Raw genomic sequence first — 20,087 nt, 5'->3', positions numbered from 1 at the left:
AGCGAAACGGTGCTGTCGCTATTTGCCGGGTTCGAAGGTGCCAATGGTCAGCGTGGCGCTATCACCAAGCTGATCGCCAAGCACTTGCTTGAACTCGTGTGCGATGTCTTCCTGTACCTGTTCTTTCTGCAACCAGCGCAGCACGAGTGCAGGCTTGTCGCCGCCCGTCAGCACGGAGAGCTTCAGGGTGAAGGTGCGTTCGCTGAGGCTGTCGTAGGGTGTGGTGACAAGAAAGAACGCGGTGGGCAATGCGTCGGAGCTGGAGGCTTCGACTTCTTCCAGCGCACCGCGACTCGCGGTGAAGTCACCTTTGACATGGGTTTCTTCGGCCTTGGTGGTGATCTTCAGTTTGCGAATAGCCGTGATGGCGCGGGCCAGGGAGTTGTTGCCATCGGCAAACTCCACATTCAGTACGTGATGCCAGTCTTCCAGCCAGTCGATCAAGTCGGCCTGGCTGAAGCGTCTGCCATTGGCTTGGGTGAGCGCCAGATAGGCAGCCGTCGGCTGCATGGACAGCGTTGCGCGCCAGTCGGCATGTCCCGGAAACTCTTCATCACCAAGGTTGAAAAACACCGTGGCAGCCATGCGGTCAACATCGACGAATCCGGGGTAGATTCCTGCGGTCTGCGCTTTGACGTAGCTGGCAAAGTCCAGCAGCGAATTGGTTTTAAGCGAGCCGCGGAAGCGTTGCCGAGATCCCTGGTAGGGCTCCAGCGATTCGAGGTGTTCGTCTTTGGCCAGGGTAATCAGGTCTGCCTGATCGGCACGAAAGCGACGTGCGCCGGCCGCGGTGACGGCAGTGTCCTGAATGAGCTTGATATCGTCCATGGCGCTCAGCCCTCCGCCTTCTTGGGAGCACCTTTGAACATGCTCTCTTGTTTATCAGGGAACACGCTTAACACGCCGCCGGTACCGACGTAGACGGGAGTCTCCGTGGCGTTTTCTTCAGTGACCTTGCCGTTTGGTGTTGGCTTGGTCATCTTGATGGCGTGCTTGATGTGCACTTGGTTGCTGGTGCCGATCTGCTTGAGATCGAAGGTGAGCGTTACCTTGCCCGGCTTGCCGGTGGTCACCGACCCAAGTGCCACATCGGCAAGGCTGCGCGTGACCTGGTTGATAAAGATGCCGGCGTCCAATTCGCCGAACAGGTCGTATAGCTGGTTTTGTTTCATGGGTTGCTCCATGGTGGGGCGGCTCAGTGGCGAGCCATCAGGGATTGGGTGAGGTGCCAGCCGCGGCAGAGTGGGGACAGGGGGAGGGAGATTCCTCTGCCGCAGCTGGCGAAACGGTGGAATGCATGCGTGCGCGTTCGAGCAATGCTTTGCGCTCGTGAAATCGCGTGGAGCCTTCGCCTTCCATGTGTGCACGCTGGATGTCGCCCATGGCTTGGAGTAGATGTTCGCCATGCAGGTGCGAGAGTGTGATCAGGATGATGTCGTGCGCTTTGCGCAGTTCTTCCACCAGTTCATCCTGAAGCGTTGCGGTGCAGGGTGCTGGTGTGTTCACGCGCACACCTGGTGCGTGTTCTGACGGAGTTGCGCGTAGCTGTCGGCGATGATGCGCGCTGGGCTTCGCTGGCCAGCGTTGTAAGTGTTGCGCGCATGACCTGCCGCTTGCTGGGCGGCGTCGATGGAGTAGCCCATGCGCTTGGCGGCAATCAGCGTGGCTTCGAAAACACCGGCGGCTTTGGCGGCGTTTGTGGCATGCAGTTGAATGACATTGCTCACGGGGCGATCTCCTTTCGATGGATGAAGGACGTCGAGGGGTGTCATGCGGCGTTGTCCCAGACGTAGGCGGCGAAGTCGTTGGCTGCCTGTTTCTGCGCGCGATCCATCCACCGTTGAAGTGGCGTCGTGCCGGCGCGCTTGGTGTGTGCCCAGGTTTCAAACTTGACTTCGAGTGCGTCCAACTGCGTGACGATCCAGTCCAGGCGCCGAGTGTCGGAAGGGAGGTCATTACGCTGGGGCAAGCCGCGAACCATCAGGTGCGATAGCAGCGTGGCAATGTCGGCGCCGGTGTCGGCCAGGAAGTCGTTGATCTGCTCGCTGTCTTCGAGCATGGCTTCCAGGGCGGCGGTTTCGGCTTCGGCGTCGCGGGTGGCTAGATCATCGTGATGCTGGCGTTGACGGTCAGCGTAGTCGACGAAGCAGGGGATGGTGTTCATGCTCATGCCTGCTTGCCTTCCGTGCTGATTGCGAGCAGCGAGGCAGTGCGGTCTTCCTGATCGAGCACGCTATGGAGTGTTACGGCCACTTTGTCAGCCAGCGCGGCATATACGTTGCTGCGGCTCATACCTTGATGCAGGGCTTGCACGGCGGTGCGGCGATGAAAGGGTTGGCTGAGAAACACCGCGGCGAGTGCCGGATCGATATCGCGGATCAGTGCGGCGGCATTGGCGATGGAGTTCATGCTCATCTTCCTTGCCGGTGGTGACCGGCGATGAGCAAATATTACGGAATACCGTTTACCAATGTCAACGGTATTCCGTAATTAATTTTAGAACGATAGAGTGTAGAAAATGGATGGCCTAAAAAAAGCCCGCACGTGGCGGGCTTGAGACGGAACAGAAAAAGGTGCTTTAGTCGATCCAGCCGGCAATCCAGCGGATACGGCCAGCAATCTCAAGCCTTCGCGACGGGTCGAGACGCTTGGGTTTACGCCACCTTGGGTCGGTGCCGTTATCGCTCTTCGCATACCACATGCCGTCCAGCTCCATCAGTCGCTTGGCAAACAACTCACCATCATAGGTGATCACGAAGAGGCCACCATCACGCGGTTGGGTGTCGCTGGTGTCGAACAGGATGGCATCACCGTCTTTGATGGTAGGCTCCATGGAATCGCCCTTGCCATAGACAACGGCCAAATTCTTCGCGTTGAGATGTTTTCGGCGCAGGCTCTCGGAGCGGAATTTCAGTTTGTGGGTTTCGGCGTATTCGTCTGGCACGGCGCCGTCGCCCAAGGCTGCAGCCTGCTTGACGCCCAGAATGTCCGACCATCCTTCCTCGCGGTTTTCTTCCTCTTCGCTTTCCATGGGACCTCTACCGGTCTCCAGCCAATCAACGCGAACTTTCAGGCGCCTGGCGATTTTGTAGAGCGCAGTGGTCGAGTTTGATTCGCCATATTCCAGGTCAGACAGGGTGGAATAGGCAATGCCGGCATAGGTGGCAAGCTCCTTCCTTGAGACCTTGCCTGCCGGGCCATGCTCGCGGGCGAATTTGATACGGTCACCGATTGTATTCATGGGGTGAAATTGCAACGGAAATCCGTCACGGAATGCCGTTGACTTCTTGTTACGGAATACCGTATGTTGAGCGGTATGAAAACTTGGTCCTCCCTTATCGCTGATCTGAAGAGCCTCGGCATGACCTATGCCGAGATTGCCGAGCAAACCGGTTGTCCGTCGCCATCGACCATTGGTGACCTTGCCTCGGGCCGAAGCAAATCCCCTCGAGGGAACCTCGCTATCAGGCTTCATGAGCTGCACCTCTTGAGGTGCGGAAAGTCTGGCGATGAGTCGAAGCTGGCGAAAGTGGGTGCGGAGACTGAGCGAAAGGTGGCGTGATGTGTGTCCATCCAAAAAATTTTGCCGGCCACGGCTGATAAGCACCGATAAGACTTCGTATCAGGCATTTCCATGCAACAGCTTTCCCTCAGTTTTGAACCTGGCCTTGCGCAGCGTTACAGCAGCATTCGTGAATGTTTTGCGGCGTGTGTGTATCAACGTGGGCTTGGCCGGGTGGCGGCGGCGATTGATTGTCAGCCGTCCAATCTCAGCTCGATGCTCAGTGGCGATCGCAACTTGGATCCGGCTTTGATCGAGAAGTACATGACCGAGTTCGGCGATCGCACGCCTGCGCTGTATTGGGCTGCGCGCCATCTGCAGGACCAGGCCACGCTGAAACAGCAAGCGCTGGCGGCTATCCCTGGCGTGGTGGAGCAACTGCAACGATTGATGCAGGAGGTGGCGTGATGGAAACGGTGTTGAATCCTGCGGTGCCGATCAAGTTGCCGCGATTCCAGTCGCGGGCAGATGGCGAATACCGGCTATGCCCGCGCTGTGCACAGCTAGGTTATGGCGTGGATAGTTATCACCCTGCCACACGGGAATTCTGGACGGTGCAGCATGGCCGCCTATGGTTTGGCCGGTGTCTGGCATGTGCCGGTGAGCTGAGCGCCCGCAAGCATGGGGTGGTGCCTGAAAAGGAGGCTGCATGAGCTGTGGGCATCTCTCTAGGGTGCAACACCTAGTGAATGTAAGTGGCGGTAAGGATTCGACCGCGACTTATCTGCTCGCCATGGAGTCAGGCCGTCCGTTTCGCGCTGTGTTCGCCGATACCGGTAACGAGCATGAGTTGACGATGGAATATGTTGCTCGCCTGCATGAGCGGACCGGTGGTCCCAAGGTGGAGGTGGTGCGTGCCGATTTCTCGCGCCAGCTTGCCAAGCACAAAGCCTACATCCTGGAAAGGTGGCCTCTAGAAGGCATTCCGGACCACATTGTGCAGGAAGCTGCCGCCTTACACGCGCCGACAGGGAATCCTTACTTAGACCTTTGCATCAGCAAGGGCCGATTTCCTTCCCGTATGGCTCAGTTCTGCACTGATGAATTGAAGACAATTCCGATCACATTCCAGGTCGTCGGCCCCATGCTGCGCCGCGGACCGGTTCTTCAATGGCTTGGCATTCGCGCAGCCGAAAGCCGGAATCGTGCAAAGCAGCCGCGCTTCAACCATCACGAAGCCGGTTCCATGCTGTGGCGACCGATCTTTCATTGGTCACTGGAAGATGTCTGGGCGATGCATCGCCGGCATGCCCTGAGGCCCAATCCCCTCTATGCGCTCGGCATGGGGCGAGTCGGGTGTATGCCCTGTATCAATTGCCGAAAGAATGAGCTGCAAGAGATTGCACGCCAGTTTCCCGATCATATCGATCGCATCGAGCAATGGGAGGCGATTGTTGCGGCGGCAAATAAGCGTCGGTCCTCAACCTTCTTCGCCGCAGTTACAGATCCCACGGACGTAGATCGTCCCGGTACTTATTCAGGAGTACGCACTTTGGTGGAGTGGAGCAAGACTAGCCGTGGTGGTAGGCAGTACCAGATGTTCTTCGATCAACAGTCAGGCGGTGGGTGCAGTTCTGACCTTGCATTGTGCGAGATGGCCGCATGAGCCTCACGATCGGCCTGACGGCTTATCACGCAACGGGAAACCTGGTGTTCGTTCGCGTCCCCAGCGAGCGCGGGCGCTATATGTTGACGGATGCGTCAGTGATCTTGGTGCCGTGCGCTCATTGCGGGGCTATCGTGGGCGAGCCGTGCCGCGGCTTGTATGGTGATCCGCATGCGCACGGCGTTTCGGTGCATGTGCATCGCAAGGGCGACGCCAGGCATGCGTTCGGACACGGTTATGGCGCGCGTGTCGCACGTTTGTCGCGGTTGCGATTGCATGCGGATGACGTGGCCGCCGCGCTTCGTGATGGTGTCGATGCGGCGTCACCGCCGGGCGGGGTTGATATCGATTTTTCAGTGGTACGAAAGGGGATAGCTGCATGAGCAAGCATCCCCCAGCATGGCATGACCTCCAGTTCGCGCAGGTCCGCCGGGGGCAGGCGGATGGTGATGTGCGCCACGTGCGGCAACCGCATTTGTTCTCCGCATCACCTGATACAGGCTCGGTTACTGACGGAAGGGAGCATCGTTCTGCTGGGCCGGCACGGAGCGACCAATGAGGGAGCCGCTGGTCCCCATGGATGTCGATTTGCGCGGGCTGCCGTTTATGCCTCTGGATGTGAATCGCTTGCGCGACAGCCAGCTTGCGATCAGTGCCAGCGGGGATGAATTTCGCGCGGCGGTGCTGCTTTGGTGCGCCTCATGGAACCAGGTGCCTGCGGCAAGTTTGCCCGATGACGATGCTTCGCTGGCGACGTACGCCGGCTATGGTCGTGATCTAAAAAGCTGGAAAAAGGTGAAGCAGGGGGCAATGCGCGGCTTTGTCCACTGCTCGGACGGCCGGTGGTATCACCCAGTCGTGGCCGACAAAGCGCTGGAAGCGTGGACGCAGCGAGAAGACTTCCAAGCTGAAAAGGAAAACGAGAAGGTACGTAAGCAGCGCGAACGCCTTTGGCGCAAGGCTGCTTTTGCAGCGCTGCGAGCTATCGGCGTGGTTCCGCACTGGAATGAAAGGACGGCGGCGTTGCGTGACTTGGTGGAACAGCGTGGCCTTGCGGTCACGTTGCTGGAACACCAAAACGTCACACCGCCTGTCACGGGTCATGTCACGCCACCTGTCACGGTGACATGTCACGGACCTGACACGGCTAAGAGAGGGACAGGGACAGGGATTAAAGAGCAAGAGCAAAAGCTACCGGCTTCGCCGGGCGCTGAGGCGCCGGAGCCGCCTGATCCGATTTTCGGGACAGGGCTGAAATTCCTCTGCCGCAAGGGCGTGCAGGAACGGCCGGCGCGCAGCTTCCTCGGATTGCTGCGCAAAGACGTGGGGGACCTGTGTGCAGCGGAACTGCTGGCCAAGGCCGAGAGCGACGACGTGACCGATCCCCTGGCGTGGCTTCGGGCCTCGGCCAAAGCGCGCAAGACGCCTCCCATCGGCGCGGCTGACGAAAGCTGGGCCGAGCAATCGCGGAGGGCGGTCTGATGCGCGCGTCCGAGATTGCGCAGCGCTTGGCCTCGCAGGTGGATGGCGTGGTGCGCTTGCTGCTGCCGCACGGCAAACGGGCAGGGCAGGAGTGGCGCGCCGGCTCTACGGAAGGCGACGCGGGGCAGTCGTTGGGCGTGCATCTGACCGGCGATAAGGCGGGCGTGTGGGCGGATTTCAGTTCCGGCGAATCGGGTGATCTGATCGGGCTGTGGATGGCGTGCCGCAAGCTCGACTTGCGCGATGCGTGCAAGGAGGCGATGGACTACCTGGGCATCCGCGAAGATCGCCTGGACCCGCCGGTGAAGCGTTATAGCCGCCCGACGCGCGAAGGAGTTCACGGCTTGTCGGCCGAGCATTTGGCGTGGCTGACGGGTGAGCGCAAGCTGGCGGAGGCCAGCGTCCGCGCGTATCGCGTGGCGACACGGGATGGTGCGGTCATGTTCCCGTATTTGCGTGACGGCGAGCTGATCGCGGCGAAGTATCGCAAGCTGCCCAAGCAGTTTCGCCAGGACGCGGATTGCGAACCATGTTTGTTCGGCTGGCAGGCCGTGGCGCCGGATGCGCGCAGCGTGATCATCTGCGAGGGCGAGCTGGATGCGATGGCGTGGCACACCTACGGCTTTCCCGCGCTGTCGGTGCCAATGGGCGGTGGCGGCGGTGCGAAGCAGGGATGGATTGCCAGCGAGTTCGACAGGCTGGCGCTGTACGACACCATTTACCTGAGCCTGGATAGCGACGGGCCTGGCCAGCAGGCGGAGCGGGAAATTACCGATCGCCTGGGTCGCGAGCGTTGCAGGGTGGTGCGCCTGCCCTTCAAAGATGCCAATGACTGCCTGAAAGAGGGCGTGTCGGTGGTCGACATGGCCGGGTGCCTGCGAGACGCGCGCACATTGGATCCTTCCGAACTGCGCTGCGCGGCGGAGTTCGAGGATGCGGTGATTGCGGAGCTGCATCGGGTCGACGATGGCATGGTGTTGCCCTGGCGCAAGACGCATGAGCTGGTGAAGCTGCGTCCCGGCGAAACGTCGATCTGGGCAGGTGTGAATGGCCACGGCAAGTCGGCGGTGGTGTCGCACGTGGTGGCTGATCTGGTGATGCATGCGGCGCGCTGCTGCGTGGCGTCGATGGAGTTCCGTACACCGGTGTGGCTGATGCGCATGGCGCGGCTGATTGCCGGTACGAATACCCCCACCGAGGCGTACTTGCGGGAGATTGTGCGCGCCTTGAAGGGCTGTCTATGGGCGTTCGATGTGGCAGCGGCCGCGAAGGCGTCGCGCATCCTGGAGGTGTTCCGCTATGCCCGCAAGCGGTATGGCATCGAGCTGTTTGTCATCGACAACCTGACCAAGTGCGGGTTTGCGGATGACGACTACAGCGGGCAGAAGCAATTTGTGGAAAGCCTGTCCGATTTCGCGCGCATTGAAGAGACGCACGTTGCCATCGTGGCGCATATGCGCAAGGGCGACAACGAAAACCAGCCCGCCGGCAAGATGGCGGTGAAGGGCTCCGGCGGCATTACCGACATGGTCGATACGGTGTTCGAAATCTGGCGCAATAAACCGCTGGAACGCTTTCTGGAGCGGTATGCGGATCAGGAAGAAAAGCCGCCGTTGCCTCCGAACATGAGCCATGCGCACACGTATCTCAACGTGCTGAAACAGCGCGCCACGGGTCTGGAGCCGTCGATTGCTTTGTGGTTCGACAAGGGCACCACGCAGTTTATGGGTGGGCCGGACGTAAAGCCGCGCCCGCTGCTGGATATCCATTTGAGGTCGGTGGCATGAGCCAAGCCACGCATAAGCGCCGGCCCGAGCGCTTTGCCATGCGCGTGCATAAGGGCGCGCTGATGCCTGCCGATCAGGTGACGGTGGCGCGGCTGCGCAACCGCGGCTATCACCTGGGTGACCTGGTGTTCGTGGAAATCAAGAAGCCGCGCAACCCCCGCTTTCACCGGCTTGCTCACCAGCTGGGAGCCCTGTGCGTGGAGAACCTGGAAGCGTTCGCAGGCATGGACGCGCATGCGGTGTTGAAGCGGCTGCAGATCGAGGCGAACGTGGGCTGCGACGAGATTGCGTTGAATTTCCCCGGTATTGGGCCGTGCAGCTATCGCGTGCCGCATTCGCTGTCCTTTGAATCCATGGATCAGGGCGAGTTTCACGCTGTGATGGCCGGGCTGTGCCGCTACATCTCGGCGCGGTATTGGCCTGATCTGGCGCCGGAGCGGATTGAGGCGATGGCCGATTGCATGGTGGAGGCGGCATGACCACGAAAGCCGAAAAGCGGCACATGGATCGCGTAGCCACGCTGCCGTGTTCGGTGTGCGGCGCGCACGGCGTGCAGCTGCACCACATCCGCGAAACGCTTGGCATGGCGCAACGGGCCAGCAACTGGCTGGTGATTCCGTTGTGCCCCAGTTGTCACACTGGAAAGCATGGGATTCATGGCGATCGCGCCATGCTCAAGGTGATCAAGGCCGACGAACTGACGTTGCTCGCGGACACACTCAGGGCGTTGGCAGCGTGATAACACAAAGGAGCGACACGATGACTAAGAAGACGGAACGGAATGGAACACACACCCTTCAGGGCTGGATTCCGCACCTGGAGATTTGCAGCGATTTCGGAGCGATCTATTGCCCTGTACGCGTGGTGACGAGCCGTCGCGATCTCAGCAACTTGCCGTTACCGTCCCGTGATGAACGTGGCGCGCTGATCTATGCGTTGCCTGGCGGCGGGGAAATGCAGGTATGAAATGCGCTGACCGAGATGCGCCGCGAACAAAACTCCGGAAGAGGGAGGAGTAGTGCCATGCACGTGGGCAAACTGATGGCGAGGCTCAACGTGAAGAACGTTCGATTCGATGTGGGCTCGGGAGGCATCCCGGAATTGACACCGCAGGACGTGGCCGCGGCCCTTGGTTATGTTGAGGATGGAATCGGCAGGGAAATGCTTTGCCAAGTGTGGTGGCCGGATGGAGCCAAACTCACCGAACGCCATTTGCTCGAGATCCTTGCCGAAGCGCAGCGCCTGGAGTGGCAGCGGCGGGAGGATGCGATGCTCAACGCGATGCTGGCGGTAGCGGCACATGGCAACAAGGCGCAGATGCTCTACGCAAAGGCCCATGGCGATCGTTGGCCACGCATGGCTTGGATGGAGCAAGGCATTCCTGTTCCCGCCCAAGGTTACACACGCGTACGTCGTGCCGTGATCGATGAAATGAAGGGAGCCGGACTTTGCAGCGGATGCAATGGGCGCGCGTACCGATCGAACGATACGGGCGCGCTGTGTTTGTGCCCGCTTTGCCTGGGTAGTGGTCATCGCCCCATCAGCGAGCGATCGCGTGCTGAAGCTTGCGGCGTAAGTTGGATGGGGTATCGCAAAGGGTGGGATCGTGTGTACGAGTGGACTATGGCGCTGTGTACGGAGAGCATGCGGCGCGCGTCGCAGCAGTTTCACGACGGCCTGGGCACTGTAAGGGTGCCCAATTAATCCCTAATATGCGTATCAGTCAAAGTTAAGCCCGTTTACGAAGCCCTGCATTTGTGCGGGGTTTTTTGTTAGTGGGCCTTTGTTTTGATTTGCCGGCCCAGCCGTTACATGCGCCCTTGATGCCCCGGTCGTGAGACCCCGGCGCGCTGCGGCCTTCGATTCCCCCTGTTCCCGGTCGCTCGCTGACTGGGCCGGCCTTTTATGCCGAAGAGAGCGCGTTTATGGATGTTGAAACCTTCCGGCTTGTCACGGGAGTGCCCGCGGCACGCGCTGCTGAATGGGCACCGCACGTCAGCGCGGCGATGGATGAATTCCAGATCGACACGTTTCCGCGCGTGGCTGCCTTTCTTGCGCAGACGGGGCACGAGTCGGGAGGTTTCGTCTACACGAAGGAAATCTGGGGACCGACGGCGGCGCAATCGCGTTATGAGGGCCGTGCGGACCTGGGCAATACGGTGAAAGGGGATGGGTATCTATTTCGCGGCCGTGGGTTGATTCAGATCACGGGGCGGCTCAACTACATGCAGGCGGCGAAGGGGCTTGGCCTGGATCTTCTGCATCACCCTGAACTGTTGGAGCAGCCCGTAAATGCCGCTCGCTCGGCAGCATGGTGGTGGAAGACCCACGGTTGCAACGAAATGGCTGATCGCAATGACTTCGTTGCGTTGACGCGCCGTATCAACGGCGGCACCAATGGCCTGGCGGATCGGCATGAGCGCTGGGCGCAGGCCAAGTCCGCGCTGGGCATGCAGGATGGCGTGGCGTGACGAAGCTGGAGCAGTTCGTGACCGTTTGCGCGCTGACGACGATTGGCGCCGGCTACCGGATTGCGCAATTGCTCAATGGCTCCGAACCGTTGAAGTGGCGGGTGCTGATCGGCCATGCCATTTCCGGTGCGGTGACATCGCTGTCTGCGGGCCTGGCGATTACGCAGTTTCCGCACATGGGCATCATGGAGTTGATTGGCTTGGGCGCCATTCTTGGTATCGGTGGGCCGCAGGTGATCGATTTGCTCTTTCGGCGCTTTGCCGGAGCTACGCGGGGCGAGGATAAGTGAAGGCGTGGCTGATCCTGCTGGGCGCAATGGGTGCCTGCGCGATGCTTACGCTGGCGTATCAAGCCGGTGAAGGCGTTGCGGAACATCGATGCGAAGTCGCCCGAGCGGTAGCGAAAGATGCTGCCCGGAGCGAGGCGGAACGTCGTGACGGCGAAAGTGCCGCCGGTACCGCCCAGTTACACGACAACCTCGGCACGCAGCTGCCGGCGATGGAGGCCGAGGCGCATGCCGCGACGGAACGAATACGCACGATTTACGTTGAGGCCCCTGTCTCTGGTGTTTGTACTCGCCCTGACGGCGTGCAAGCCGAACTCGACGCGGCCCGAGCACGTGCCAATGCCGCCGCCGCGCGTGGACTGTAACGCTGGCTCTGCCGAGATGGTGCCGCCGTTCCCCGAGTTGTGGGACATGGATATCTGGGCGATCCAGATGATGAGCGTCTACCAGGCCGAAGTGACAAAGCGTGCCTTGGAGCACGAATGCGTGGAAGGGCTGCGTGCCACTGGTGTGATTCGTTAGGTGCGTCGCAGCGCCTTGGTTCTGTTGATTCCTTGAAGGAGATCTTGCATGGCCTGTTCCTCTTGCCGTGGCGTTTCGCGTTCGGGCATGCCGTCAAAGCCTGCCAAGCCTTTTACCCCACCGACGCCCAAGCCGAAGATGGTGCAAAAGCGCATCCCGATAAAGATGCCGAAGTCCCGTTGATGAAGGGGATTGGCTGGGCACTGCACCGTGTTGCGGATGCGTTCTATATCGATTGTTCGACGTGCCTGTTTTGGCGTGGAGCGGCATTCGGTGGCGTGCTGGGCATCCTGGTCACTGGCTTGGCGTGTGCCCTGCTGCGCCTAAAGTAGACCGCAAGTAGACGAGAAGTAGATGAAAGGCCAGAAATCGGGTGGCCGAAAAAAAGGCACCCCTAACAAGGCGACCACGGAGCGAGAGAAAGCCGTAGCGGCAAGCGGCCTGACGCCGTTGGACTACATGCTGAAGACCATGCGCAATAGCAAGCTCCCCGCGGCCATTCGGTTGGACGCAGCCCACAAGGCCGCACCCTACGTGCATCCGAAGCTCGCATCGGTGGAACACAAGGGCGCGGTGGGCACCATGGACGTGGGCGACACGCTGACCAAAGAGCAGCAGGAATCCATTGCGCGCGAAATGCTTCGCGGCGTGGGATACGAGTTCGATGAATAAGCAATCAGCCGCGATGATTGCCGCCGGGCGCGACAGCTTGACGGTCTATTCGCTGCTGATCGATCCAAAGTACCGGCCAAACACGTTTCACCGCTACTTGGCCAAGGTGCTTGAGAAGGCCGTAGCCGAGGGGCGCGGGCGCATCATCATTCAGGCGCCACCGCAGCACGGTAAGTCGGAGCTAGTGTCGCGCAAGTTGCCGGCGTGGATACTGGGCAAGCATCCGGAATGGCCGATTATTGCGGCCAGCTACGGAGACGATCTGGTGGCGCTGAACGGTGGCGCGGTGCGTGCGGCGGTTTCGTCGTTGATGCATCGGGCGATCTTCCCCGCATGCGACCTGGATCCAAGCAGTACGGCGAAGACGGATTTTCGAACCACATCCAGCGGCAATTACCTGGGCGTGACGATTCGCGGCGGCGGCACCGGCTTTCCGGCCAAGGTCTTCATCATCGATGACCCGTTCAAATCCCGCGCAGAGGCCGAGTCGGTCACGTTCCGTAAGCATGTGCAGCAGTGGTATCAGTCGGTGGTTTATCCGCGATTGGCGGAAGACGCCATCCTGATCGTGATGCACACGCGCTGGCATGAGGAAGACCTCGCCGGCTGGTTGCAGCATGAACATCCGCATGAGGACTGGCAGGTGATCAACCTGCCGGCGATTGCCGAAGAGAATGACTTGCTTGGGCGCAAGCCCGGTGACGCGTTGGTACCGGAGCGGTTTTCAGCGGAGGCACTGGACAAGAAGCGCATCACGGTCGGCTCCCGCGAGTGGACAGCGCTATACCAAGGCCGGCCACAGCGGCAGGGCGGTGGCGTATTCCGCAAGGAATGGCTGCGCTACTACGACATGAAAACGTTGATGAAGGCGGTGTGGGCGATGAATCGGTACATCATCATCGACCCGGCGCGTACGCAGAAGAAAACCAGCGACTACACGGCGATGCTGGTGATCGGCTTGCACGTCGACGAGAACTATTACCTCGTTGATGCCGTGTACGACCGGCTGACGCTCAAGCAGCGCGCCGAAACGGTGATCGAATTGCACCGCAAATGGCGACCGCTGGCCACCGGCTACAAGAAAACGGGCCACGAGCAGGACATTGAATACCTGCAGGAAGCCCAGAACCGAGAGAACTACCGCTTCCCGGTGCTGGCGCTGGCCGAGCATGGCGCGAAGGAAGCGCGCATCGAGCGCTTGGCACCTGACTTCGAATCGAACCGCTGGTGGCTGCCGGACACGCTTTGGAAAACCGACAGCGAAGGCGTAGCGCGTGATCTGATCGCGCAATTTCGCGATGAGGAATACCAGCCGTTTCCCGCCGGGCGGCATGACGACTTTTTCGACGGCCTGTCCGGCATCAAGGACATGCCGGTCAAATGGCCTCGGCTGGACAACCGCCGGCCGCGTAGCAATCACGAGGTGTTGATCGTATGAGCTTGCCGGAGTTGCGCGACAAGGTTGTCGTGCTGGCGGCGGCTCCGCCACCGGGCGCGCGGTTTCAGGCAGAAAAGGATATCCAGGCGTCGCACCCGATCAGCCAACTGGCTGCGCATATCCGCGAATGCTGGGTGGAAAACCGCAACCACAAAGTGAATCGCGGCATCCAGGAAACGATGCTGCAATGCACGCGCCAGCGTAACGGCGAGTACGACCCGGACGACAAGGCCAAAGTGGGCGAGGTGGATGTTTACATCAACGTCACCGGGCTCAAATGCCGCGCAGCCGAATCGTGGATCAAAGACGTGCTGGTCAACGCGGAGGATCAACCGTGGGTGATCGAGCCAACGCCACTGCCCGACTTGTCGGCGGACTTGAACGTGGAGGTGGCCGAGCTTGTGCGCCGGGAAGTGATGGCGCGCGGGTATGTCGATAGGGAGCAAATCAAGCAGCGCGTGGAGGAACTGCGCAACACCGCGCTCGCCGAGCAGCAGCGCCTGGCCACCGAGGCGTGCGATCGCATGTCGCGCAAGATCAACGATCAGATGACGGAAGGCGGCTGGAAGGCGGTCTTTGAGCAGTGGCAGTCAGATATCGTCACCTACCCAGCCGGCGTGCTGAAGGGGCCGGTGGTGCGCAACCGCCGCACGCTCAAGTGGGACGGCAACAGCCTGGTCACGTCGACCGAAGCGATGCTGGTGTGCGAGCGCGTTTCACCGCTGGACTTGTACCCCTCGCCGGAGGCATCCACGCCGCAGGACGCCAATTCGATCATCGAAATCATGCGGATGACCAAGGCCAAGTTGTACGAATGCATTGGTCTGCCCAATTTCTCCGAAGATGCCATTCGGCTGGCGCTCGACGAATACGAGCACGGCTATCGCGATTGGCTTTCTGATAGCGGCGAACGCGCGCGCAGCGAGAAAAAGCAGGCGAACCTGTGGGCGTCCGGCGAGACGATCGATGTGATCGACTTCTGGGGCCGCGTGCAAGGCTCGGTGTTGCAGGAATGGGGCATTGAGGTGGAAGACGCGCAGGCGCAATACGAGTGCAATGCCTGGCTGATTGGCGAGTACGTCATTCGCGCACTGATCAACCCGGACCCGCTCGGCCGGCGGCCCTACCGCGTGACCAGCTTCAACAAGCTGCCGGGGCAGTTCTGGGGCGAAGGCATTCCGCAACTTATCCGCCATCTTCAGCGCTCGGCCAACGCGGCAGCGCGAGCGCTATTGCGAAACATGGCCTACGCATCCGGCCCCATCGTGGAGGTGGATGTGGACCGTCTGGACGAATCGGAAGACAGGCCCGAGGAAATCAAGCCTTGGAGGTTGTACTACACCAAGCCATCAAACGCGCCGGGTGGTGGAGGTGCCGCCATTCGCTTTATCACAATGCCATCGATAGCCGGGGAATTGATGGGCATCTTCGACCGCTTCATGGTGATGGCGGACGATTTCAGCGGCGTGCCGGCGTACAGCTACGGCAACACGTCGGCGGTCGGCGGTGGCGCGAAGACCATGGGCGGCTTGTCGTTGCTCTACGGCAATGCGCTCAAAGGCATCAAGAACGTCATCATGAACATGGATCGTGACGGCATCGAACCGACGATCACCCAAATATGGACGTTCAACATGTTGTATGACCCGGACGAAAGCCTGAAGGCGGACGCCAAGGTAGTGGCAAAAGGTGCAGAAGGCTTGCTGCAGAAAGAACAGGCACAAGCGCGCAGCATCGAGACGCTGCAAGTCATCAACCCTCTCATACAAGCCGGCATCATCCCGCGACAAGGCGCTCAATACCTGGCGCGCGAATGGTTGCGCCAGCAAGGTTACGACCTGTCCAACTTCTTCCCGAACAGTGATATCGATCAGGAAATCGCCGGCACGTTCGGCAACGGTGCGCCAGGCGCGCCGCAGGCATCGCCGCAACCGGGAACGTCGGCGCCGCCGCTCGATGGCCGCCAAGGCGCCGCTCTGCAAGCGCTGCAAGACAGCCAAATCTGAGGCCCGGGCAACCGGGCTTCGTCATTACTGAGGAAAGCCCATGAAATTGGATGGCTACGACGTAGAAGCCGGGGACCCTGTGTACGACCTTTTTCACGGCGAGGGCCGCGTGAAAAGCGTGACGGCGGACGGCCATGCGGTGGTGGTGTTCGGCGGCCGGTTCATGACGTACGACGATCGCGGCATTGGCCAGCACGGGCGCCGTTCGCTCTACTGGCACAACCCCATTCTGCTGACGCCGATGAAGGACGAAGCCGCGTGGAATTTGCAGCGCCGGCTGAATCAAGCGATTGCGGCCGAGCTGCGTCCTGGCCTGGGAGCGTAAGCCATGGCACTGCATACCAGCGTGGGCCGCGTGAATGCGCGCGGGTCGGGCGACAACGAGGGGCCGAACACGCTGTTCGGCCCAACCAGCGACAGCAACGTGTCGCCCGTGATCCAGGTGGAGGATGACCCGATTGTGGTGCGCGCCTTCAACTTGGTGGAAGGTGACGTGGTGCTGGTGGAAATGGTCGATGGCGAAGGTGCCGGCCGCGACTATGCGCCGTTCTGTCCGTTCGATGGGCAGTCGAACCTGACGCGCACGCGCAACGTGCTACCCATTGGCGTTCCAGGCCGCTATCGCTTCGTGCTCGCGCGCGATGACGGCGGCGAACCCTCCATTGGCTTGTGCACCGTGCGCTACCAGCGCGCAACCATGTCGCACGAATGGCTGGTGGCGTACCTGCGCTGCAGCGCGTAATGAGGGCGCAAGCATGTCGATAAGAACGGGAGGCTCCGGCCGCACGACGCCCACGGCGTTCATGGCGACCAACGAGGGCAACGAGCTGTTCGGCCCGCAAAGCGTGGAGCCGATTTCCAACACCATCCAGATCGACGACGAACCCGTGATCGTGCGTGCGCACCAGCTGGGTGTGGGCGAATCGGTGCGCGTTGAAATGGTGGATGGCGCCGGCGCCGGAGAGTACTTCTCCCCGTACATGCGCGGCGGCTGCCAAGTGCGCATGACGCGCAAGTGCAATCAGATCGCCATTGCGGTACCGGGGCGTTATCGCTTCATTTTGGACGGCATCGTAGGTACGGCCTACGTGCGTTATTTCCGCGCGTCGATGACGCACGAATTTCTTCTGGAGATGCAGCAGATGGGCAGTTGCGACGAGTATCCGGCCACGTTGCCGCCATCCGGCCCGGCGGGTGGCGATCTGGAGGGGCAATACCCCAACCCGACCATAGACGGCGTCAAGGCGGCACAGCGCATTGCCGAAAGCAGCACGGCAACGAGCGTTCTGGCGGGTGCCATGTGCCAGGCGATGGAGCCATGCATCGACGATCGAATCGTCAGGCAGTTGCCGGCAATCCCGACGTCACTGCCGCCTGATGGGCCGGCCGGGGGCGATCTGGCAGACAGCTATCCGAACCCTTCCATCAACGGTCTTGCCGCTATCACGCGCATCCTCGACGACAGCAATGCGAACGCTCTGCTTACGCAACTGGTTACGAGCCATGTGCCGGCGACACTGCCACCTTCGGGACCTGCTGGCGGTGTGTTGACGGGCGCCTATCCCAACCCAGGCATTGATGCGCTGAAAGTGGTAGATCTGATCGCGCAAAGCGAATCCGCGCAGCAGATCATGGCAAGCGCGCTGTGTGCTGCGTTGGAGTGCTGCATCAAAGATGCAGTGAAGGACATCAGCGCATCGCCCGATGTGATCGCCGCCGTCTTCAATCGCTGCGACGGCTCCAAACACGTGCCCGGCAACGCGTTGCCGACGTGCCAGGAGGTCGACGACAAAATCACACAGGCCATCGGCAGTATTCCGGCGGACAAATACCTGGAAATCGTCGGTTACGACCCGGATACGCATACCTTGACCTTCCAAGTCGGCGAAGGTGGTCCCACGTTCGAAGTCAACTTGAGTGAATTGCAGCCGATCAAGACCGGTGCCGGGTTGCAAGGCACCGGAACGGTCGCCGACCCCGTGATGTTGCTGATCAAGTCCGGCGGTGGGCTTACCGCCGACGATACCGGTGTTGCGGTGTCGTTCGGCTTTGCCCAGGCCCCTGCCACACAAGCCGGTACCGACTTGCCTACGAATCTCTACGGCGCGCGCACGGCGTTGCTGGGCGCGCCAGACGGTTGGTTCGACGTGGAAGGCAAGAAAGTGCCGTATTGGAATTGAGACGAACGCGATGGCCATAAAAACGCCGCTCATTTCCGACGGCAATCTGCACAAGCCGCTCGCCAATCCAGACGCTATCTCGGGTCGGGCCGTGCAACTTTCCAGTGACGCAGGCAACAAACTGACCGTCGGCAGCGATGGCGGCTTGATGATGAGCGAAACCGCCGCGCTGCCCAGTTGGTTTGATGCAGCTTTCACGGTGGGCGCTAGTTATCCCGCTGGCACACCGGTTCCCGAGGCGGGGAACGGCTGGCAATTGGCGCCGGTGCAGCGGCTTCTTGCCGCCGGTGCAGGCACGTACACGAAATACGTGTCAATCGTTTCGGGCGGTGTGGTGCTGCAACCGGGCAAATACTTTGGCAATGGCGTGCTGACGGAATTCAACGTTCCGCCCAATGGCAACCACACCCTGTATCTGACCAGCATGGCCACGGACGGATCGAACGACAACAACCCGCCGCGCATCAGCATTGGCGTGGCGCTGCAGCCCTTTCCCAGTCGTGACGGGACGTATCGCGTGCTCACCGGGCCGATTGCGTTTTCCGTCGCCAAGCCATCTGCGTTGCGGCTGCTCTATACACCCTATGGTGCCAGCTGGAATCTGGATTCCGAGTTCCAGTTCTGGGTTGCCCCACTTTGATCCACGGCTGCGCGAAGTGAAAGCACCTGATATCAAACAACGCGAAGCCCTCGAAGCTTTGCAGAGACGAGGGCTTCAGTGGGAAGTATTTCTCATCTGGCTTTCGCAAAACCTGGACCGCGCGCAAAACGAATGCATGCGCGCCGACGATGACATTCACTTGCGACGTGCCCAAGGCGAAGCGCGTTGCCTGGCGGACTTGATTGAGCACTTGAAGCCGAAAGGCTGACAAGAACCCACCTCTTTGATCGGCCGGATAGGGCAAGCCCCGTCCGGTTTTTTTATGCCCGCGACATGGCCTCACACCCTCGCGGGTCACAACGTGACTTCCGCACTTGCGGCTCACAGGAGATTCACCCATGCCTCTGCCTCGACATTTGCAAGGCCGTTTTGACGATAAGAACGGCGCACCGATCAGTACGGACCAGTCTGGCGACAACGCCACCACCTCCGATGATCCGAATGCCACCACGCTCACCGACAGCACAAGCACCGCATTGCCAGCCGATGACACCGCCACGACCACACCGGCGGACGATTCGACTGCAGCCCATACCGATGCCACGACCACCGCCACTACGCCGCAGGACGTGTCCACCGACGACGGCGACGGCAAGAAAGACGCCAATTACGCGCGCATGGAAGGCCGCTACAAGGCGCAGCTTCGGCGGCAAGAGGAGCAGATAGCCGAGCTGAAGGAACAGGCGCGCGGTGCCAGCACGTTGACCGATCTGCTGATGCAGACCCGGCAGGAGCTGGCCGCCTTGCAGGCAGCCAACAAGTCGGCAACCAGCAATGCGCAGGAAGATGCCGATACCACCGCGCTGACGGCCGATGAGCAGCAGCTCTATGGTGACTTTGCACCGGTAGCGCAGAAGCTGGTGGAGCGTGCCACCGCACCGCTACGCGCGGAAATCGAAGCGCTCCGCAGCAAGACCGGTGCGGTGGGCGAAGAAATTGGCAAAACGGCAGAGCAAGTCTTCGTGGGCCATGTCCGCACGCGGGTACCTGGCTTTGACGATATCCGCAACAACCCGGACTGGGCAGCGTTTCTGGAAAAGCCCATTCCGCTGACGAGCCATACCCTTGGCAGTGCCTTGCAAGAAGCGCACAACGCTCGCGACCTCGATCGCGTGGTGTCCATCTTCCACGCCTTCACCTCCGGGCAGAACCCCGCCACAACGCAGGCCGACAGTACGGCAACCCAAACCCAACCGGCGACCACCAAGGCCAAACCGGGCCTTGAGCAATTCGCCACCCCCGATCGCACCGCAGCGAACCCACCGGGCAAGCCCAAGGCCCAGTTCCAGGACAGCGATTACCGCGCCAGGTTGAACGACATGCGCGCCGGCCGCGTTTCCAAGGAACAGTTCCTGCAGTTCGAAAAAGAGTTCTACGAGGCCAAACGGGCAGGCCGCGTTTCAAGTTAGGAGT

At 60.7% G+C, this 20,087-nt stretch carries 29 protein-coding genes; 22 read left to right on the top strand and 7 right to left on the bottom strand.

All coding sequences use genetic code 11. The features are described 5' to 3' along the window. Positions 1–18: 18 nt before the first annotated feature. From V7M64_RS14175 to V7M64_RS14145, 7 genes are all read right to left on the bottom strand, one after another. On the bottom strand, positions 19–828 hold the full coding sequence (locus V7M64_RS14175) for a DUF2303 family protein (protein ID WP_333679920.1): 810 nt from the start codon (positions 826–828) through the stop codon (positions 19–21). Between the two features lie 5 nt (positions 829–833). Beyond that, positions 834–1,172: a hypothetical protein gene (locus tag V7M64_RS14170; RefSeq protein WP_333679918.1), complete on the bottom strand. Its 339-nt coding sequence runs from the start codon at positions 1,170–1,172 to the stop codon at positions 834–836. Between the two features lie 37 nt (positions 1,173–1,209). Beyond that, positions 1,210–1,506 (bottom strand): hypothetical protein, encoded by a 297-nt coding sequence (locus V7M64_RS14165; RefSeq protein ID WP_333679916.1) that lies wholly within the window; start codon positions 1,504–1,506, stop codon positions 1,210–1,212. Further along, positions 1,503–1,727, bottom strand: a complete 225-nt coding sequence (locus V7M64_RS14160) for a hypothetical protein (RefSeq protein ID WP_333679915.1) — start codon at positions 1,725–1,727, stop codon at positions 1,503–1,505. The genes V7M64_RS14165 and V7M64_RS14160 overlap by 4 nt, the downstream gene beginning before the upstream one ends. 41 nt (positions 1,728–1,768) lie before the next feature. Further along, the gene (locus V7M64_RS14155; protein WP_333679914.1) at positions 1,769–2,164 is read right to left on the bottom strand and encodes a hypothetical protein; all 396 of its coding nucleotides are present in this window, start codon (positions 2,162–2,164) and stop codon (positions 1,769–1,771) included. 2 nt (positions 2,165–2,166) lie between these two features. Beyond that, positions 2,167–2,409, bottom strand: a complete 243-nt coding sequence (locus V7M64_RS14150) for a hypothetical protein (RefSeq protein ID WP_333679913.1) — start codon at positions 2,407–2,409, stop codon at positions 2,167–2,169. A gap of 169 nt (positions 2,410–2,578) precedes the next feature. Further along, the gene (locus tag V7M64_RS14145) at positions 2,579–3,475 is read right to left on the bottom strand and encodes a S24 family peptidase (RefSeq protein WP_333679912.1); all 897 of its coding nucleotides are present in this window, start codon (positions 3,473–3,475) and stop codon (positions 2,579–2,581) included. A 159-nt stretch (positions 3,476–3,634) separates the two neighbouring features. Between V7M64_RS14145 and V7M64_RS14140 the strand changes: the two genes are divergently transcribed. The 22 genes from V7M64_RS14140 to V7M64_RS14035 all read left to right on the top strand — a co-directional run bounded on the left by V7M64_RS14140 (position 3,635) and on the right by V7M64_RS14035 (position 20,083). Continuing rightward, entirely contained in the window at positions 3,635–3,970 is a 336-nt protein-coding gene (locus V7M64_RS14140; RefSeq protein WP_333679911.1) for a hypothetical protein, read from the top strand. Positions 3,971–4,211: 241 nt separating this feature from the next. Further along, entirely contained in the window at positions 4,212–5,168 is a 957-nt protein-coding gene (locus V7M64_RS14135) for a phosphoadenosine phosphosulfate reductase family protein (protein WP_333679910.1), read from the top strand. Then, positions 5,165–5,551 (top strand): hypothetical protein, encoded by a 387-nt coding sequence (locus tag V7M64_RS14130; RefSeq protein WP_333679909.1) that lies wholly within the window; start codon positions 5,165–5,167, stop codon positions 5,549–5,551. The genes V7M64_RS14135 and V7M64_RS14130 overlap by 4 nt, the downstream gene beginning before the upstream one ends. Before the next feature lie 193 nt (positions 5,552–5,744). Continuing rightward, positions 5,745–6,650: a DUF1376 domain-containing protein gene (locus tag V7M64_RS14125; protein WP_333679907.1), complete on the top strand. Its 906-nt coding sequence runs from the start codon at positions 5,745–5,747 to the stop codon at positions 6,648–6,650. After that, a complete protein-coding gene (locus tag V7M64_RS14120; protein WP_333679905.1) occupies positions 6,650–8,437 on the top strand; it encodes a toprim domain-containing protein in 1,788 nt (595 codons plus the stop codon). Before V7M64_RS14125 ends, V7M64_RS14120 begins: the two co-directional genes overlap by 1 nt. Continuing rightward, positions 8,434–8,916 carry a hypothetical protein gene (locus V7M64_RS14115; protein WP_333679903.1) on the top strand — a complete coding sequence of 161 codons (483 nt, stop codon included), beginning with the start codon at positions 8,434–8,436 and terminating at the stop codon, positions 8,914–8,916. The genes V7M64_RS14120 and V7M64_RS14115 overlap by 4 nt, the downstream gene beginning before the upstream one ends. Further along, on the top strand, positions 8,913–9,176 hold the full coding sequence (locus tag V7M64_RS14110) for an HNH endonuclease (RefSeq protein WP_333679902.1): 264 nt from the start codon (positions 8,913–8,915) through the stop codon (positions 9,174–9,176). The genes V7M64_RS14115 and V7M64_RS14110 overlap by 4 nt, the downstream gene beginning before the upstream one ends. Before the next feature lie 20 nt (positions 9,177–9,196). Continuing rightward, positions 9,197–9,403, top strand: coding sequence for a hypothetical protein (locus V7M64_RS14105; protein WP_333679901.1), 207 nt, complete (start codon positions 9,197–9,199; stop codon positions 9,401–9,403). Between the two features lie 15 nt (positions 9,404–9,418). Beyond that, positions 9,419–10,141, top strand: coding sequence for a hypothetical protein (locus tag V7M64_RS14100; protein WP_333679900.1), 723 nt, complete (start codon positions 9,419–9,421; stop codon positions 10,139–10,141). A gap of 221 nt (positions 10,142–10,362) precedes the next feature. Continuing rightward, positions 10,363–10,908, top strand: coding sequence for a glycoside hydrolase family 19 protein (locus V7M64_RS14095; RefSeq protein ID WP_333679899.1), 546 nt, complete (start codon positions 10,363–10,365; stop codon positions 10,906–10,908). Continuing rightward, on the top strand, positions 10,905–11,198 hold the full coding sequence (locus V7M64_RS14090) for a hypothetical protein (protein WP_333679897.1): 294 nt from the start codon (positions 10,905–10,907) through the stop codon (positions 11,196–11,198). The genes V7M64_RS14095 and V7M64_RS14090 overlap by 4 nt, the downstream gene beginning before the upstream one ends. Further along, complete coding sequence (locus V7M64_RS14085; protein WP_333679895.1) at positions 11,195–11,560, top strand: hypothetical protein; 366 nt, start codon at positions 11,195–11,197, stop codon at positions 11,558–11,560. The genes V7M64_RS14090 and V7M64_RS14085 overlap by 4 nt, the downstream gene beginning before the upstream one ends. After that, positions 11,550–11,717, top strand: a complete 168-nt coding sequence (locus V7M64_RS14080; protein WP_333679894.1) for a hypothetical protein — start codon at positions 11,550–11,552, stop codon at positions 11,715–11,717. Before V7M64_RS14085 ends, V7M64_RS14080 begins: the two co-directional genes overlap by 11 nt. Positions 11,718–11,749: 32 nt before the next feature. Continuing rightward, on the top strand, positions 11,750–12,049 hold the full coding sequence (locus V7M64_RS14075) for a hypothetical protein (protein ID WP_333679893.1): 300 nt from the start codon (positions 11,750–11,752) through the stop codon (positions 12,047–12,049). 22 nt (positions 12,050–12,071) lie between these two features. Continuing rightward, a complete protein-coding gene (locus V7M64_RS14070) occupies positions 12,072–12,389 on the top strand; it encodes a hypothetical protein (protein ID WP_333679892.1) in 318 nt (105 codons plus the stop codon). Beyond that, positions 12,382–13,827 (top strand): phage terminase large subunit, encoded by a 1,446-nt coding sequence (terL, locus tag V7M64_RS14065; protein ID WP_333679890.1) that lies wholly within the window; start codon positions 12,382–12,384, stop codon positions 13,825–13,827. The genes V7M64_RS14070 and terL overlap by 8 nt, the downstream gene beginning before the upstream one ends. Further along, on the top strand, positions 13,824–15,833 hold the full coding sequence (locus V7M64_RS14060) for a hypothetical protein (RefSeq protein WP_333679888.1): 2,010 nt from the start codon (positions 13,824–13,826) through the stop codon (positions 15,831–15,833). Before terL ends, V7M64_RS14060 begins: the two co-directional genes overlap by 4 nt. A 40-nt stretch (positions 15,834–15,873) precedes the next feature. Then, the gene (locus tag V7M64_RS14055; protein ID WP_333679886.1) at positions 15,874–16,158 is read left to right on the top strand and encodes a hypothetical protein; all 285 of its coding nucleotides are present in this window, start codon (positions 15,874–15,876) and stop codon (positions 16,156–16,158) included. A gap of 3 nt (positions 16,159–16,161) precedes the next feature. Next, positions 16,162–16,575 (top strand): hypothetical protein, encoded by a 414-nt coding sequence (locus tag V7M64_RS14050; RefSeq protein ID WP_333679884.1) that lies wholly within the window; start codon positions 16,162–16,164, stop codon positions 16,573–16,575. Between the two features lie 13 nt (positions 16,576–16,588). Then, positions 16,589–18,013: a hypothetical protein gene (locus tag V7M64_RS14045; protein WP_333679882.1), complete on the top strand. Its 1,425-nt coding sequence runs from the start codon at positions 16,589–16,591 to the stop codon at positions 18,011–18,013. Between the two features lie 10 nt (positions 18,014–18,023). After that, positions 18,024–18,653: a hypothetical protein gene (locus tag V7M64_RS14040; protein ID WP_333679880.1), complete on the top strand. Its 630-nt coding sequence runs from the start codon at positions 18,024–18,026 to the stop codon at positions 18,651–18,653. 359 nt (positions 18,654–19,012) lie between these two features. After that, positions 19,013–20,083, top strand: coding sequence for a hypothetical protein (locus tag V7M64_RS14035; protein ID WP_333679879.1), 1,071 nt, complete (start codon positions 19,013–19,015; stop codon positions 20,081–20,083). Positions 20,084–20,087: the final 4 nt, after the last annotated feature.

The organism is Dyella sp. (assembly GCF_036746095.1).
GTDB lineage: Bacteria > Pseudomonadota > Gammaproteobacteria > Xanthomonadales > Rhodanobacteraceae > Dyella_B.
The sequence above is the reverse complement of the archived record's forward strand: the minus strand, read 5'-3'. Positions and strand labels throughout refer to the sequence as shown.